Source organism: Enterobacter cloacae complex sp. P43RS (assembly GCF_014930585.1).
Taxonomy (GTDB): domain Bacteria; phylum Pseudomonadota; class Gammaproteobacteria; order Enterobacterales; family Enterobacteriaceae; genus Enterobacter; species Enterobacter bugandensis.
This window is the reverse complement of the sequence record NZ_JADBRJ010000001.1, coordinates 749835-765655: the sequence shown is the minus strand read 5'-3', so window position 1 is coordinate 765655 and position 15821 is coordinate 749835. Positions and strand designations below refer to the sequence as shown.

Sequence of the window (15821 nt, the reverse complement as noted above, 5' to 3'; positions counted from 1 at the left end):
AAGAGGGAGAAATCACGTTAAGGTACCTGGTGTTCTTACGTAAGCACCGGGTAATTCTTACGACATTGATGACTGTTTCTCCCCCTTTCCGAACGCTGGTTTTACTCTCCCTTGTTACTGCCGGAGCCGTTCACGGTGCGCCGAATTCCTTTATCCAGCAGGCACAAAATCCCTTTGATAATAACGGGGATAATCTCCCCGATCTCGGTATGGCAGCCCCCACCGGGGAGGGGGAAAAGCATCTCGCCGAAATGGCGAAAGCCTTTGGTGAAGCCAGTATGACCGACAACGGCCTGACTACGGGCGAGCAGGCGCGGCAGTTTGCCTTTGGTCAGGTGCGCGACGCGGTGAGCGGCGAGGTGAACCAGCAGATTGAATCCTGGCTGTCGCCCTGGGGGAACGCCAGCGTCAATTTGCTGGTGGATAACGACGGGAAATTCAACGGCAGCAGCGGGAGCTGGTTTATCCCCTGGAACGATAACAACCGTTACCTGAGCTGGAGCCAGCTCGGCCTGACGCAGCAGACGGATGGCCTGGTCAGTAACGCCGGAATCGGCCAGCGCTGGGTGGCCGGAAAATGGCTGCTGGGCTACAACACCTTTTACGACAACCTGCTGGATGAGAACCTGCAGCGTGCCGGGCTGGGTGCGGAGGTGTGGGGAGAAAATCTGCGCCTGTCGGCTAACTATTATCAGCCTTTTGCCGGCTGGCGCGACAGCTCTGACGTCCAGGAGCAGCGCATGGCGCGGGGATATGACGTGACCGCCAAAGCCTGGCTGCCGTGGTTTCATCACCTGAACACCAGCGTCAGCTTTGAGCAATATTTTGGCGACAACGTTGACCTCTTCAACAGCGGAACCGGGTATCACAACCCGGTGGCGGTCAATCTCGGGCTTAACTATACCCCCGTGCCGCTGGTGACGCTGACCGCCGGGCATAAGCAGGGCGAAAGCGGAGAGAGCCAGAATAACCTCGGGCTGAAGCTCAACTATCGCTTCGGTGTGCCGCTGGTTAAGCAGCTCTCCGCCGGAGAGGTTGCGGCCACGCGATCCCTGCGCGGAAGCCGCTATGACTCGCCGGAGCGTAACAGCCTGCCGGTGATGGAGTTCCGCCAGCGTAAAACGCTCTCCGTCTGGCTGGCAACCCCGCCGTGGGATCTCAAAGGGGGCGAAACCGTCATGCTGAAGCTGCAGGTTCGCAGCACTCACGGTATTCGTCAGATCCACTGGCAGGGTGATACCCAGGCATTGAGCCTGACGTCCCCGGGGAAAAGTGACAGCACCGACGGCTGGAGCGTGATCATGCCTGCCTGGAATGACGCTGAAGGGGCGACAAACCGCTGGCATCTCTCGGCGGTGGTGGAAGATGCGAAGGGCCAGCGCGTCTCATCCAATGAGATCACGCTCGCTGTGGTGCAGCCGCTGGTCGCATTACCTGACGACGACCCGCGCTGGAAGCTGCTGCCGGATGAGTAATGCTTAAAAAATACGTTCCTGATGGACCCACACCGCGGCTTCAACGCGGGATTTTAGCTTCATTTTCTTGAGCATATGCTTCACGTGCACTTTAACCGTGCTTTCGGTGATATCCAGGCGGCGGGCGATCATTTTGTTCGGCAGGCCCTGGGCAATCAGCTTCAGAATATCGCGTTCGCGCGGCGTTAACTGGCTGACGTCGCGGTCAGAGGTGGCGCGGTTCGCCCGCAGGCTGGCGGCCAGCACCGGCGTCAGGGCCTCGCTCAGCACCATCTCGCCTGCGGCGGCCTGCTGCAGCGCCTTGAGCAGGTCTTCCGGCTCCATATCCTTCAGCAGATAGCCATCCGCGCCGCGCTTCAGCGCCGTGACCACATCCTCTTCGTGGTTGGAGACGCTAAAGACCACCACGCGACCGGAAAGGGATTTCTCGCGTAACTTGTCGAGGGTTTCCAGACCGTTCATGCCGGGCATGTTGAGATCGAGCAGGATCAGATCCGGATCGAGGGATTCGGCCAGCTCAATACCCTGTTCACCGTTGCTGGCTTCGCCAACCACGGTAATGTCGGGTGCCATGCTGACCAGCTGTTTTACGCCAGTACGCAGCATCGGATGGTCGTCGATCAACAGGATGGATGCCGGTTCCTGATTAGTCATGGGTTTCTCCTTGAGCAGTTGTAAGCGGTTTTTCGGGAATAAAGGTGACCACAACTTCCGTGCCACCCGTCTCTCTCCGTCGAACCTGGCAATCACCGCGCAGGCTTTGGGCGCGGTCTCGCATAATGATTAAACCATAGTGGTTAGTGCGTTCGGCATTTTCCGGCACGCCGCGACCGTTGTCGTGAACCGTCAGCCTGACCTGATTAGCGTGCTGGCTGACGGTAACCGTAACCGCCGTTGCTTCAGCGTGTTTGAGCACGTTGCTCAGCGCTTCGCGGGCGATCTGCAGCAGATGAATCGCCTGATGGGAAGGGACAAACCGCGGCGGCAGCTGGTAATCCAGCTTCACCGGGAAGCCAAGCCGGGCGCTAAATTCCTGGCAGCTGGATTCCAGCGCCGGGCGCAGCCCCGGCTCGGTCAGCTGCAGGCGGAAGGTGGTCAGCAGCTCGCGCAGCTGTACCCAGGAGGTGTTCAGCTCGTTGCGGATCTGGCTCAGCAGCTGTTTGTTGCTTTCCGGCATTTCCGCGTCCTGCATCTGCAGGCAGCTCACCTGCATTTTCATACAGGAGAGCGACTGGGCGATAGAGTCGTGGAGCTCGCGGGCGATGGTCGCGCGCTCTTCCATGACGATCAGCTGCTGCTGTTTTTCCTGGTGCCTGTCGAGCGCCAGCGTGGCCGTTAGCTGTTCAACCAGGGTGTCCACCAGCTGCTGCTGGTCGTGGCTCAGATGACGTCCGGCTGGCAGGGTGGCCAGCAGAATACCGTACTGGGTGTGGCTGTCCGTCAGCCGCCACTTCAGGGTAGTGCCGCCAGAAGCCTGCAGCGGCAGGCCGCGCGGGCACAGGTGACAGCCTTTATCATCGCAGGACATGTCGGACTGACAGGTAAACTCCTGATGATTATCTTCATCTTCCACATCGTAAACCCGCAGCTCCAGGTCATGCAGCAGGGTCAGATTTTGCAGGCCGTTCAGCACCGGCGAAAGGCGTTCACATAGCGGCACCTGCATGTGCAGCCGACGGTTGGCTTGCCACAGGAAGGAGAGGATCTCATTTTTCTGCTCCAGCCCGGCGGTTTTTTCCTGCACGCGTTGTTCCAGCACCGCGTAGCTTTCGGAGAGCTCCGCCGACATGGTGTTCAGCGCCTGGCCGAGCATGGCCATCTCGTTGCGGCCGCTGATGTGCGTGCGCTGGGTAAAATCTCTGTTCGTTACGGCGCGCGCCATCGCCAGCAGCTGTTTCCAGGGATTCAGCAGCCGCGCCCGGAGCCAGATAATGGTGAAGATCAGCAGCAGGCCCATAAACAGCGCCATGGCACGGTGTACCATTACCACCCGGTCGATGCGTAATTCGGTGGTTTGGTCGAAAGAGGAGACCAGCGCGTCAATGCGGGAGACGAAACCCGCTACGTCCTGCGCAACGGTTTCGGTGCTGCGTGCCTGTTTCAGACCGGGTTCCAGCTGGGTGTGCCAGTAGCCCTGCAGGGCTTTCAGCTGGGACTGCTGGCCGGCGCGGATGGCGGCGTTTTCCAGTTCGGGGCTGAAGGCCGTGCGCTCCATTTCATCAATTAAGGGCCGATCGTCCTGCGTCAGGGGGACCGACGCCAGCAGACGATAACTCTGCATGCGTAGAGAACCTGCCTCGTTGATGGCATGTGCATTACCCTGTACCCCTTGTACCAGCCAGCCGGAAATCGCCATGCCGGCCACGCCAAGGGCGGTAGACAGCAAAACAATCAGGGCTAGCTGATTGACGAGAGTCAGCGGTGATAAACATCTTTTTAACATAGAGTTGCCGGGCTCCTGACGTGGCCTGCTTGCAGGAATGGCGCTATTCTGGTGCATACCCTGGAGTATACCCATACCAATAAAGGATTACCCCTAAATTGCCAACGGAGTATAGGTGAAGAAGCGGTGGTAGCAAGGAACCTTCAGTGCAGTGAAAAACCACGTCTTTTTTACCGAATTATCCTACTCACTAAGGATAACCCCTTTTTTTGCGCCGCAAATCCCCGCACTTTTCCTTTGATTTATATCAACTTACCGCCGCCCTAAAACCCTAATGTTTGCAGCATCATTCGAGAATCAGAGGTGTCTATGAGTCACTCATCCGCTCCCGAAAGGGAAAATGGTGCCGTTATTACAGACTGGCGTCCAGAGGATCCGGCGTTCTGGCAACAGTGCGGCCATCGTATAGCAAGCCGGAATCTGTGGATTTCCGTTCCGTGTCTGCTTTTAGCGTTTTGCGTATGGATGTTGTTTAGCGCGGTCGCGGTAAACCTGCCGAAAGTAGGGTTTACGTTCACGACCGATCAGCTGTTTATGCTTACCGCATTGCCGTCGCTGTCTGGCGCGCTGCTGCGTGTCCCTTACGCGTTTATGGTCCCGGTATTCGGTGGACGTCGCTGGACGGCGTTCAGTACGGGCATCATGATCGTCCCTTGCGTGTGGCTAGGTTTCGCGGTGCAGGATACCTCCACGCCGTTCAGCGTGTTCGTGATTATCTCCCTGCTGTGCGGTTTCGCCGGCGCTAACTTCGCCTCCAGCATGGCGAACATCAGCTTCTTCTTCCCGAAAGCGAAGCAGGGCGGCGCGCTGGGTATTAACGGCGGTTTGGGCAACATGGGCGTAAGCGTGATGCAGTTGATTGCGCCGCTGGCGATCTCTGTTTCTATTTTTGCCGCCTTCGGTGGCGGCGGCGTTGAGCAGGCGGATGGTTCTTCCCTCTACCTGCAGAACGCGGCCTGGATTTGGGTTCCGTTCCTGGTGGTGTTCACCCTCGCTGCGTGGTTCTTTATGAACGATCTGAGCGCGTCGAAAGCATCCCTGAGCGAGCAGCTTCCGGTGCTGAAACGTGGACACCTGTGGGTGATGGCGCTGCTGTATCTGGCTACCTTCGGTTCGTTTATCGGCTTCTCAGCGGGCTTTGCCATGCTGTCGAAAACCCAGTTCCCGGACGTGCAGATCCTGCAATTCGCCTTCTTCGGTCCGTTCATTGGCGCACTGGCGCGTTCACTGGGCGGCATGATCTCCGACCGTCTGGGCGGGACTCGCGTTACGCTGGTGAACTTTATTGTGATGGCAGTCTTCTGCGCGCTGCTGTTCCTGACGCTGCCTTCTGACGGGCAGGGCGGTAACTTCTTTGCCTTCTTCGGCGTGTTTATGGTGCTGTTCCTGACGGCCGGGTTGGGGAGTGCTTCCACCTTCCAGATGATCTCCGTGATCTTCCGCAAGCTGACGATGGATCGCGTGAAAGCGCAGGGCGGAAGCGAAGAGCAGGCCATGCGTGAAGCGGCGACGGATACGGCTGCGGCCCTGGGCTTTATCTCGGCTATTGGCGCAATTGGCGGCTTCTTTATTCCGAAAGCATTCGGCATCTCGCTTGACCTGACCGGCTCTCCGGCTGGCGCCATGAAAGTCTTCCTCGTCTTCTATATCGCCTGCGTCGTGATTACGTGGCTGGTATATGGCCGTAATACCAAGAAAAATAAGTAAGTGTGATTATCCGTTAACGCGGCCTTCGGGCCGCGTTTTTTTTCGACTGAATAATAGTTACAACATACTAAAAGCTTTTACCGCAGTCATCTGCGGGTAACACTGTGATCGCCATCGCCTTGCAGGGATGTCTACCCCTTAATACCTGAGATGTTAAATTTTGCCGGGGTTATTGTACGATGAATAATAAATATCTTTATAAATCATTTATTTATTCGTTTTAAAAATATACCGCTTTGGTGGTATTTGGTCTAACCCCTCCTTTTACAGTCCCTCTTCGTCTTGATCGTTATCAATTCTCCCCCTCTTTCAGGGCGTTACCTTCGCTGCAAATCAGCAATGTCGATTTAGAGAGCCACAGGCTCCATACAGGAGATACCCGATGAGCAAATTTTTGGACCGGTTTCGCTACTTCAAACAGAAGGGTGAAACTTTTGCCGATGGGCACGGCCAGGTTCTGGATACCAACCGGGACTGGGAAGACGGTTACCGCCAGCGCTGGCAGCATGACAAAGTCGTCCGTTCTACCCACGGCGTAAACTGCACTGGCTCATGTAGCTGGAAGATTTTCGTTAAAAACGGTCTGGTGACCTGGGAAATGCAGCAGACCGACTATCCGCGCACCCGTCCGGATATGCCGAACCATGAACCGCGCGGCTGCCCGCGCGGGGCCAGCTACTCCTGGTATCTCTATAGCGCCAACCGTCTGAAATACCCGCTGATGCGCAAACGCCTGATGAAAATGTGGCGTGAAGCGAAAGTGCAGCACAGCGACCCGGTTGATGCGTGGGCCTCTATCATTGAAGATGCCGACAAAGCGAAAAGCTTCAAGCAGGCGCGCGGTCGCGGTGGTTTCGTTCGTTCTTCCTGGAAAGAGGTGAACGAGCTGATTGCCGCCTCCAACGTCTATACCGTAAAAACCTACGGTCCTGACCGCGTGGCGGGCTTCTCGCCAATCCCGGCGATGTCGATGGTCTCTTACGCTTCCGGCGCGCGCTACCTGTCGCTTATCGGCGGGACCTGCCTGAGCTTCTACGACTGGTACTGTGACCTGCCGCCAGCGTCACCGCAGACCTGGGGTGAGCAGACCGACGTGCCGGAATCCGCCGACTGGTACAACTCCAGCTACATTATCGCCTGGGGCTCTAACGTGCCGCAGACCCGTACCCCGGACGCGCACTTCTTTACCGAAGTCCGCTACAAAGGGACAAAAACCGTTGCGGTCACCCCGGACTACGCGGAAATCGCCAAGCTGTGCGACCTGTGGCTGGCACCGAAACAGGGTACCGATGCCGCGATGGCGATGGCGATGGGCCACGTCATGCTGCGCGAATTCCACCTCGACAAACCGAGCCAGTACTTCACCGACTACGTGCGTCGCTACACCGACATGCCGATGCTGGTGATGCTGGAAGAGCGTGAGGGCTACTATGCCGCGGGCCGCACGCTGCGCGCCGCCGATCTGGTGGACGCTCTGGGCCAGGAAAACAACCCTGAGTGGAAAACCGTTGCCTATAACAGCAACGGTGAGCTGGTGGCGCCAAACGGCTCTATCGGCTTCCGCTGGGGCGAGAAGGGCAAGTGGAACCTTGAGCAGCGCAACAGCACCACCGGTGAAGAGACGGAGCTGCGCCTCAGCATGCTGGGCAGCCAGGACGAGATCGCCGAGGTTGGCTTCCCGTACTTTGGCGGTGAAGGTTCCGAGCACTTCAACAAGGTTGAACTGAAAAACGTGCTGATGCACAAGCTGCCGGTTAAGCGCCTGCAGCTGGCCGACGGTTCTACCGCGCTGGTTACCACCGTCTATGACCTGACCATGGCGAACTACGGCCTGGAGCGCGGTCTGAACGACGAAAACTGCGCAACCAGCTATGACGACGTGAAGGCCTACACCCCGGCCTGGGCGGAGCAGATCACCGGCGTACCGCGCGCGCAGATCGTTCGTATCGCCCGCGAGTTTGCGGAAAACGCCGACAAGACCCACGGTCGCTCGATGATCATCGTGGGTGCCGGTCTGAACCACTGGTATCACCTCGATATGAACTATCGCGGCCTGATCAACATGCTGATCTTCTGCGGCTGCGTCGGGCAGAGCGGCGGCGGCTGGGCGCACTACGTGGGCCAGGAAAAACTGCGTCCGCAGACCGGCTGGCAGCCGCTGGCGTTTGCCCTTGACTGGCAGCGTCCGGCACGTCACATGAACAGCACCTCCTACTTCTATAACCACTCCAGCCAGTGGCGCTACGAGACGGTTACCGCGCAGGAACTGCTGTCGCCGATGGCGGATAAATCCCGCTACAGCGGCCACCTGATTGATTTCAACGTGCGCGCTGAACGCATGGGCTGGCTGCCGTCTGCGCCGCAGTTGGGCACTAACCCGCTGCGCATTGCACAAGAGGCGAAGCAAGCGGGAATGTCGCCGGTGGATTACACCGTGAAATCGCTCAAGGAAGGCTCCATCCGCTTCGCGGCAGAACAGCCTGAGAACGGCAAAAACCATCCGCGCAACCTGTTCATCTGGCGCTCCAACCTGCTGGGCTCGTCCGGTAAAGGCCACGAGTACATGCTGAAATACCTGCTGGGCACCGAGAACGGTATTCAGGGTAAAGACCTCGGCAAGCAGGGCGGCGTGAAGCCAGAAGAAGTGGAATGGAAAGACAATGGTCTGGACGGCAAGCTGGATCTGGTGGTGACGCTGGACTTCCGTCTGTCCAGCACCTGCCTGTACTCCGATATCGTGCTGCCAACCGCCACCTGGTACGAAAAAGACGACATGAATACCTCGGATATGCATCCGTTTATTCATCCTCTGTCTGCCGCCGTTGACCCAGCGTGGGAATCGAAAAGCGACTGGGATATTTACAAAGACATCGCGAAGAAATTCTCCGAAGTCTGCGTAGGTCACCTGGGCAAAGAGACCGACGTGGTGACGCTGCCAATCCAGCACGACTCCGCTGCCGAACTGGCGCAGCCGCTTGACGTGAAGGACTGGAAAAAAGGCGAATGCGACCTGATCCCGGGCGTGACCGCGCCTCACATCATTCCGGTTGAACGTGATTACCCGGCAACCTACGAGCGCTTTACCTCCATCGGCCCGCTGATGGAGAAAATCGGTAACGGCGGCAAAGGCATCGCCTGGAACACCCAGAGCGAAATGGACCTGCTGCGCAAGCTCAATTACACCAAAGCAGACGGCCCGGCCAAAGGCCAGCCAATGCTCAACACGGCAATTGATGCGGCGGAGATGATCCTGACCCTGGCACCGGAAACCAACGGCCACGTGGCGGTGAAAGCGTGGGCGGCCCTGAGTGAATTTACCGGTCGCGACCACACGCATCTGGCGAAGAATAAAGAGGAAGAGAAAATCCGCTTCCGCGATATCCAGGCCCAGCCGCGCAAGATTATCTCCAGCCCGACCTGGTCAGGACTTGAAGATGAGCACGTGTCCTATAACGCTGGTTATACCAACGTTCACGAGCTGATCCCATGGCGCACGCTTTCTGGTCGTCAGTCACTGTATCAGGACCACCAGTGGATGCGCGACTTCGGTGAAAGCCTGCTGGTGTACCGTCCGCCAATCGACACCCGCTCCGTGAAAGCGGTGATGGGCGCGAAATCGAACGGTAACCCTGAGAAGGCGCTGAACTTCCTGACGCCGCACCAGAAGTGGGGTATCCACTCCACCTACAGCGACAACCTGCTGATGCTGACCCTGTCGCGCGGTGGTCCGATTGTCTGGATGAGCGAAGCGGACGCCAAAGATCTGGGTATCGAAGATAACGACTGGATTGAAGTGTTCAACAGCAACGGCGCCCTGACGGCGCGTGCGGTGGTGAGCCAGCGCGTGCCGGCCGGGATGACCATGATGTACCACGCGCAGGAACGTATCGTGAACCTGCCGGGTTCAGAGATCACCGAGCAGCGCGGCGGTATTCACAACTCCGTGACCCGTATTACGCCGAAGCCGACCCACATGATCGGTGGCTATGCGCAGCTGGCCTACGGCTTTAACTACTACGGCACCGTAGGATCGAACCGCGATGAGTTCGTGGTGGTACGTAAGATGAAGAATATTAACTGGTTAGACGGCGAAGGTAATGACCAGGTACAGGAGAGCGTAAAATGAAAATTCGTTCACAAGTCGGCATGGTGCTGAATCTGGATAAGTGCATCGGCTGCCACACCTGTTCAGTGACCTGTAAAAACGTCTGGACCAGCCGCGAAGGTATGGAGTACGCCTGGTTCAACAACGTGGAAAGTAAGCCGGGCACCGGCTTCCCGACCGACTGGGAAAACCAGGAGAAGTGGAAGGGCGGCTGGATCCGCAAAATCAACGGCAAGCTGCAGCCGCGCATGGGTAACCGCGCAATGCTGCTGGGTAAAATCTTCGCTAACCCGCACCTGCCGGGGATTGAGGATTATTACGAGCCGTTTGATTACGACTACCAGAACCTGCACAACGCGCCGGAAAGCAAACACCAGCCGATCGCCCGCCCTCGCTCGCTGATCACTGGTCAGCGCATGGACAAAATTACCAGCGGTCCAAACTGGGAAGAAATTCTGGGCGGCGAGTTCGAAAAGCGCGCCAAAGACCAGAACTTCGAGAACATGCAGAAGGCGATGTACGGCCAGTTCGAAAACACCTTCATGATGTATCTGCCGCGCCTGTGCGAACACTGCCTGAACCCGGCGTGCGTCGCGACCTGCCCGAGCGGCGCTATCTACAAGCGTGAAGAAGACGGCATCGTGCTGATCGACCAGGACAAGTGCCGCGGCTGGCGCATGTGCATCACCGGCTGTCCGTACAAAAAAATCTACTTCAACTGGAAGAGCGGTAAGTCTGAGAAGTGCATCTTCTGCTACCCGCGTATCGAAGCCGGTATGCCGACCGTCTGCTCCGAGAGCTGCGTAGGTCGTATTCGTTACCTCGGCGTGCTGCTGTACGACGCGGACGCGATTGAGAATGCCGCAAGCACCGAGAATGAGAAAGATCTCTATCAGCGTCAACTGGACGTCTTCCTCGATCCGAACGATCCGAAGGTGATTGAGCAGGCGCTGAAAGACGGCATTCCACAGAGCGTGATTGACGCCGCGCAGCAGTCGCCGGTGTACAAAATGGCGATGGACTGGAAGCTGGCTCTGCCGCTGCACCCGGAATACCGCACCCTGCCGATGGTCTGGTACGTGCCGCCGCTGTCTCCGATTCAGTCTGCGGCGGACGCGGGCGAGCTGGGCAGCAACGGCATTCTGCCGGACGTGGAAAGCCTGCGTATCCCGGTTCAGTACCTGGCAAACCTGCTGACCGCAGGGGACACCCAGCCGGTACTGCTGGCGCTGAAACGTATGCTGGCGATGCGCCACTTCAAACGTGCGGAAACCGTTGACGGCGTGAACGATACCCGCGCGCTGGAAGAGGTCGGCCTGACCGAAGCGCAGGCGCAGGAGATGTACCGCTATCTGGCAATCGCTAACTACGAAGATCGTTTCGTGGTGCCAAGCAGCCACCGCGAGCTGGCCCGCGAGGCCTTCCCGGAGAAAAGCGGGTGTGGCTTTACCTTTGGCGACGGTTGCCACGGGTCAGACAGTAAATTCAACCTGTTCAACAGCCGCCGCATCGACGCCATGGATGTGACCAGCAAAACGGAGCCGCACCAATGATTGAACTCATCATTGTTTCGCGTCTGCTCGAGTACCCGGATGCTGCGCTTGCGCAGCATCAACAGGAACTCTTTGATGCACTCGCGTCATCTGAAAACCTGGATAAAGAGGATGCCCAAAAGCTGGGCGTTTTCCTCCGCGATCTGCTGGCGCGCGATCTGCTCGACGCGCAGGCGGACTACAGCCAGCTGTTTGACCGTGGTCGTGCGACGTCTCTGCTGCTGTTTGAGCACGTTCACGGTGAATCCCGCGACCGAGGTCAGGCGATGGTGGACCTGATGGCCCAGTACGAGCAGCACGGCCTGCAGCTCGACAGCCGCGAGCTGCCGGATCATCTGCCGCTGTACCTGGAGTATCTGGCGCAGCTGCCGAAAGAAGATGCGCTGGGCGGTCTGCAGGATATCGCCCCGATTCTTGCGCTGCTCGGCGCGCGTCTACAGCAGCGCGAGAGCCGCTATGCGGTGCTGTTCGATCTGCTGGTGAAGCTGGCGAACGCCTCTGTAGACAGTGAAAAAGTGGCGGAGAAAATCGCGGATGAAGCCCGGGACGATACCCCGCAAGCGCTGGATGCGGTCTGGGAAGAAGAGCAGGTGAAATTCTTTGCTGACCAGAACTGCGGCGAGTCTGAAATCTCCGCTCACCAGCGTCGTTTTGCCGGCGCGGTTGCCCCGCAATATTTGAATATCTCTAACGGAGGACGGCACTAATGCACTTCCTGAATATGTTCTTCTTTGACATTTACCCGTATATCGCGGGCACCGTGTTCCTGGTGGGAAGCTGGCTGCGCTATGACTACGGCCAGTACACCTGGCGTGCTGCCTCCAGCCAGATGCTGGATCGCAAAGGGATGCACGTCGCGTCTAACCTGTTCCACATCGGTATTTTGGGGATTTTTGCCGGTCACTTCCTTGGGATGCTGACGCCGCACTGGATGTACGAAGCGTGGCTGCCGATTGAAGTGAAGCAGAAGATGGCGATGATCGCCGGCGGTGCTTGCGGCGTGATGACCCTGGTGGGTGGCCTGCTGCTGCTGAAACGTCGTCTGTTCAGCCCGCGCGTGCGTGCAACCACCACTACAGCGGACATCCTGATCCTCTCCCTGCTGATGGTGCAGTGCGCGCTGGGTCTGCTGACTATTCCATTCTCTGCGCAGCATATGGACGGCAGTGAAATGATGAAGCTGGTGGGGTGGGCGCAGTCCGTCGTGACCTTCCACGGCGGAGCGTCTGAGCACCTGGACGGCGTGGCGTTTATCTTCCGCGTTCACCTTGTGCTGGGGATGACGCTGTTTGTGCTGTTCCCGTTCTCCCGTCTGGTGCACATCTGGAGCGCGCCGGTTGAGTACCTGACGCGCAAATACCAGATTGTGCGTGCCCGTCGCTAATTCAGCGTCTTGATACCAACCCCGCATTCGCGGGGTTTTTTTTCGCCCCAGCCCAGGTTGTTGCCCGCTGCAGCAAACAGGATCAGCGCGCCGCCCGCCAGCTGCGTCAGGTTCAGCGAGTGTCCGAATACCAGGTTATCGACAACGATCGCCACCACCGGATAGATAAACGACAGGGAGCCGGTAATGGGGGTAGGTAGCTTCTGAATCGCGCTGTAGAGCAGCTGGTACATAATGCCGGTATGGACGATGCCGAGCGTCAGCAGGATCGGCCAGGGAAAATCACCGGAAAATGACGGCCGGCTGGCAAACGGCAGAAGCATCACGACGCCCGTCAGCACCTGAATAAAGGCAATATGCTGCGGTGCGATTGTTTTCAGTTTGCGCGCAATGATTGCCGTCAGCGCGTAGAAGAAGGCCGCGGCCATTGCCAGACCAATACCCGCCAGCCATTCAGTGTCGTGGGTGCCGGTCAGCTCGCTGGAGAGCAGTATCACCACGCCGCCGAAGGCGAGGAACAGCCAGCCCCATTTCACCACGCTGACGCGCTCGCCTAAAAACATCCCCATCAGGACCAGCATAAACGGCTGGGTGTTATAGACCACGGTCGAAAGACCAATAGAGATCCGCTCATAGGCTGCGAAGAGCAGCAGCCAGTTCACCACTAATGCCACACCGCCGAGAATCGCCAGCAGCAGCGTGGTGCGGGTGAGGGGGCTAAAGGGCTTTTGACTTACCCGGATAAAAATGAAAAGCGCTATTGCCCCAATAAGGCAGCGCCAGAACACCACTTCCGTCACCGGCAGACCGCTGAGCAAAACAAACGCGCCGATAGAGCCGGAAATTAACATCGCCAGACTCATCTGCCAGACGCCTTTATGTAAATCACGCATCATTCACCTCCTGATTAATAACGCTATTGTCGAAAATCGCTGTTGGGTTTTACAGGGGTGAGATAAGGTTGAAGGTATTAACAGCTTTTTTAAATTAGGTGAAACGAGTGGAATACCTTATTGATGATATCGATCGGCAAATTTTAGCCTGCCTGGTTGAGGATGCGCGCATGTCGTTGAAGGTGCTGAGCGGCCGCATTGGCCTGACCTCACCCAGCACGGCAGAGCGTCTGAAGCGGCTGGAGGAGCGCGGTGTGATTCAGGGGTATGGCGCACGTGTGAATCTCGCGGCGCTGGGGTATACGCTGCAGGCGCTGGTACGCGTGCGGCCTTTGCCGGGGCTGTTGCATAAGGTGGATAAGTACATTCAGGCGATGCCGGAGTGTATTGAGAGCGACAAGGTGACCGGGGAAGACTGCTTTGTGATTAGGCTGGTGGTGCGATCGATAGAACAACTGGATGCGCTGCTGGACGGGCTGGCGGAGCATGCACAATGTAATACGTCGATTGTGAAAAGTTCGCCGGTGAAGCGTCGTTTGCCGCCAATGTAGTCGTCTGTCGCCGGGTGGCGGATGCGCCTTACCAGGCCTACAGAGGCGGATTCGGTTGAGTGTTTGGTTTTAATATGACTTGGGATTTTGCTGGAAGTGATGGTGGTGGGGGAAGGATTCGAACCTTCGAAGTCGATGACGGCAGATTTACAGTCTGCTCCCTTTGGCCGCTCGGGAACCCCACCACGGGGTAATGCTTTTTTACTGGCCTGCTTCCTGCTGGAAGCGGGGCGCATCATATCAAATGATACGCCCCTGTAAAGCATTCCTTTAGGGAAAAGAAGCTGTTTGCCTGCTTTTTATCCGTAAAGGCGCAAAGCTAATCAATTCATTTTCCGAAAGATTAAAGAATGATGGTTCTGTTACCGTAGACAAAGACACGCTGCGCCAGCACCTGATACAGGGCACGACTCAACACGTTCTTCTCAACGTCACGTCCGGCGCGCATCATATCTTCTGCGGTGTAGGTGTGATCCACGTGAATCACGTCCTGCATGATGATGGGACCTTCGTCCAGATTGTCATTCACGTAGTGCGCGGTTGCGCCGATGATCTTCACGCCGCGCTCGTACGCCTGGTGATAAGGCCGCGCGCCAATAAAGGCCGGCAGGAACGAGTGGTGAATGTTGATAATCTTGTTCGGGAAGCGGGCGACGAAGGAAGGCGTCAGCACGCGCATATATTTCGCCAGCACCACGTAGTCCGGGTTATGCGCTTCAATGGCAGCAGCCATCAGGTTGTCGTGCTCTTCACGGGTATGGCCTTCATGGCTTACCAGCTCAAACGGAATATCAAAACGTTCAACCAGCGTGCGCAGGGTTTCGTGGTTGCCAATAACAGCGGCAATTTCTACGTCCAGGCCGCCGTAATTGGCCTTCATCAACAGATCGCCCAGGCAGTGAGCTTCTTTCGTCACCAGAATCACAATGCGACGACGGCCCGCAGGATTCAGCTCACGCACGGAACCGTCCGGCAGCGCGCTGTCCAGATCGGCCAGCAGGGTGGTGTCGTTGAAAATGCCTTCCAGTTCGGTACGCATGAAGAAGCGACCGGTACGGTGGTCAACGAACTCGTTGTTCTGCACGATATTCAGTTCATGCTTGTAGCAAATATTGGTGATTCGTGCGATCAGCCCTTTTTGATCGGGACAGATAGTGCGCAGAACTTTACGTTGTAATGATTGCATCGCCGGGAAATCCTGTTTGTATTTGCGAAGTCTGGGTTGTCAGGCGTTACTGCCCGCAACACTTTTTGAATTTTTTTCCTGAACCACAAGGGCAGGTATCGTTACGACCAAACTGTGGGCGCGTACCGTCAATATAATACCACTGCCCGCTTTCCTTTAAGAACCGGGAACGCTCGATAATGGCGCCAGGCCTGGCGTTCTCGGTAAAACGGGCAACAAAGCTGACAAAGCCTTCGTCGTGGTGGCTACCGGGTGAAGATTCAAACACGGTAAGCCCAAGCCAGTGGGTGTTGGCGAACCCGGCTTCGATCTCCTGTCGGAAATCGGCGGCGTGGCAGGACGGGTGCCAGGTTTTTATCAGGTAGTCTGCGTCTTTGATCACAAAAGCAGTATACCGTGAACGCATGAGGTGTGACGGATCCGGTGCAACCTGATTGCCAGAAAGATATCGCTGGCAACATAGGCTATACTCCAGAGCGCTACCACAGGGGCAGAGTTGAGACACGATTCTCTTCCTGGAACAA

General features: G+C 57.3%; 12 protein-coding genes and 1 tRNA gene. 7 read left to right on the top strand and 6 right to left on the bottom strand.

Annotated elements, in window-relative coordinates:
* Positions 1-68: 68 nt before the first annotated feature.
* A complete protein-coding gene (locus tag IM294_RS03660) occupies positions 69-1475 on the top strand; it encodes a YchO/YchP family invasin (RefSeq protein WP_059354254.1) in 1407 nt (468 codons plus the stop codon).
* A gap of 3 nt (positions 1476-1478) precedes the next feature.
* On the opposite strand, the gene narL is transcribed toward IM294_RS03660, so the two are convergent.
* Positions 1479-2129: a two-component system response regulator NarL gene (narL, locus tag IM294_RS03655; RefSeq protein ID WP_003856701.1), complete on the bottom strand. Its 651-nt coding sequence runs from the start codon at positions 2127-2129 to the stop codon at positions 1479-1481.
* Positions 2122-3918 carry a nitrate/nitrite two-component system sensor histidine kinase NarX gene (narX, locus tag IM294_RS03650; protein ID WP_032644884.1) on the bottom strand — a complete coding sequence of 599 codons (1797 nt, stop codon included), beginning with the start codon at positions 3916-3918 and terminating at the stop codon, positions 2122-2124. The genes narL and narX overlap by 8 nt, the downstream gene beginning before the upstream one ends.
* Before the next feature lie 309 nt (positions 3919-4227).
* Between narX and IM294_RS03645 the strand changes: the two genes are divergently transcribed.
* The 5 genes from IM294_RS03645 (at position 4228) to narI (ending at position 12667) form a co-directional block, all read left to right on the top strand.
* The gene (locus IM294_RS03645; RefSeq protein WP_126818561.1) at positions 4228-5625 is read left to right on the top strand and encodes a NarK family nitrate/nitrite MFS transporter; all 1398 of its coding nucleotides are present in this window, start codon (positions 4228-4230) and stop codon (positions 5623-5625) included.
* A 382-nt stretch (positions 5626-6007) separates the two neighbouring features.
* Positions 6008-9751 carry a nitrate reductase subunit alpha gene (locus IM294_RS03640; RefSeq protein WP_126345830.1) on the top strand — a complete coding sequence of 1248 codons (3744 nt, stop codon included), beginning with the start codon at positions 6008-6010 and terminating at the stop codon, positions 9749-9751.
* A complete protein-coding gene (narH, locus tag IM294_RS03635) occupies positions 9748-11283 on the top strand; it encodes a nitrate reductase subunit beta (RefSeq protein WP_028013444.1) in 1536 nt (511 codons plus the stop codon). Before IM294_RS03640 ends, narH begins: the two co-directional genes overlap by 4 nt.
* Entirely contained in the window at positions 11280-11990 is a 711-nt protein-coding gene (narJ, locus tag IM294_RS03630) for a nitrate reductase molybdenum cofactor assembly chaperone (protein ID WP_126818560.1), read from the top strand. The genes narH and narJ overlap by 4 nt, the downstream gene beginning before the upstream one ends.
* The gene (gene narI, locus IM294_RS03625) at positions 11990-12667 is read left to right on the top strand and encodes a respiratory nitrate reductase subunit gamma (protein WP_126818559.1); all 678 of its coding nucleotides are present in this window, start codon (positions 11990-11992) and stop codon (positions 12665-12667) included. Before narJ ends, narI begins: the two co-directional genes overlap by 1 nt.
* Here the strand turns inward: narI and IM294_RS03620 are convergent.
* Positions 12664-13560 (bottom strand): DMT family transporter, encoded by an 897-nt coding sequence (locus IM294_RS03620; protein WP_063942346.1) that lies wholly within the window; start codon positions 13558-13560, stop codon positions 12664-12666. The genes narI and IM294_RS03620 overlap by 4 nt on opposite strands.
* Before the next feature lie 107 nt (positions 13561-13667).
* Between IM294_RS03620 and IM294_RS03615 the strand changes: the two genes are divergently transcribed.
* The gene (locus IM294_RS03615; RefSeq protein WP_041909598.1) at positions 13668-14111 is read left to right on the top strand and encodes an Lrp/AsnC family transcriptional regulator; all 444 of its coding nucleotides are present in this window, start codon (positions 13668-13670) and stop codon (positions 14109-14111) included.
* A 100-nt stretch (positions 14112-14211) separates the two neighbouring features.
* Here IM294_RS03615 and IM294_RS03610 read toward each other — a convergent pair.
* The 3 genes from IM294_RS03610 to IM294_RS03600 all read right to left on the bottom strand — a co-directional run bounded on the left by IM294_RS03610 (position 14212) and on the right by IM294_RS03600 (position 15802).
* Positions 14212-14296, bottom strand: a tRNA-Tyr gene (locus IM294_RS03610).
* Positions 14297-14454: 158 nt separating this feature from the next.
* Positions 14455-15297 carry a formyltetrahydrofolate deformylase gene (gene purU, locus IM294_RS03605; protein WP_028013439.1) on the bottom strand — a complete coding sequence of 281 codons (843 nt, stop codon included), beginning with the start codon at positions 15295-15297 and terminating at the stop codon, positions 14455-14457.
* A 46-nt stretch (positions 15298-15343) separates the two neighbouring features.
* The gene (locus IM294_RS03600; protein ID WP_041909602.1) at positions 15344-15802 is read right to left on the bottom strand and encodes a YchJ family protein; all 459 of its coding nucleotides are present in this window, start codon (positions 15800-15802) and stop codon (positions 15344-15346) included.
* Between the last annotated feature and the right edge of the window lie 19 nt (positions 15803-15821).

What these genes read in the sequence shown, in the direction of transcription:
- narJ (WP_126818560.1), top strand. Translation starts at nt 11,280, where the DNA reads ATGATTGAACTCATCATTGTTTCGCGTCTGCTCGAGTACCCGGATGCT.
- narL (WP_003856701.1), bottom strand. Translation starts at nt 2,129, where the DNA reads ATGACTAATCAGGAACCGGCATCCATCCTGTTGATCGACGACCATCCG.
- IM294_RS03640 (WP_126345830.1), top strand. Translation starts at nt 6,008, where the DNA reads ATGAGCAAATTTTTGGACCGGTTTCGCTACTTCAAACAGAAGGGTGAA.
- purU (WP_028013439.1), bottom strand. Translation starts at nt 15,297, where the DNA reads ATGCAATCATTACAACGTAAAGTTCTGCGCACTATCTGTCCCGATCAA.
- IM294_RS03620 (WP_063942346.1), bottom strand. Translation starts at nt 13,560, where the DNA reads ATGCGTGATTTACATAAAGGCGTCTGGCAGATGAGTCTGGCGATGTTA.
- IM294_RS03645 (WP_126818561.1), top strand. Translation starts at nt 4,228, where the DNA reads ATGAGTCACTCATCCGCTCCCGAAAGGGAAAATGGTGCCGTTATTACA.
- narH (WP_028013444.1), top strand. Translation starts at nt 9,748, where the DNA reads ATGAAAATTCGTTCACAAGTCGGCATGGTGCTGAATCTGGATAAGTGC.
- IM294_RS03660 (WP_059354254.1), top strand. Translation starts at nt 69, where the DNA reads ATGACTGTTTCTCCCCCTTTCCGAACGCTGGTTTTACTCTCCCTTGTT.
- narI (WP_126818559.1), top strand. Translation starts at nt 11,990, where the DNA reads ATGCACTTCCTGAATATGTTCTTCTTTGACATTTACCCGTATATCGCG.
- narX (WP_032644884.1), bottom strand. Translation starts at nt 3,918, where the DNA reads ATGTTAAAAAGATGTTTATCACCGCTGACTCTCGTCAATCAGCTAGCC.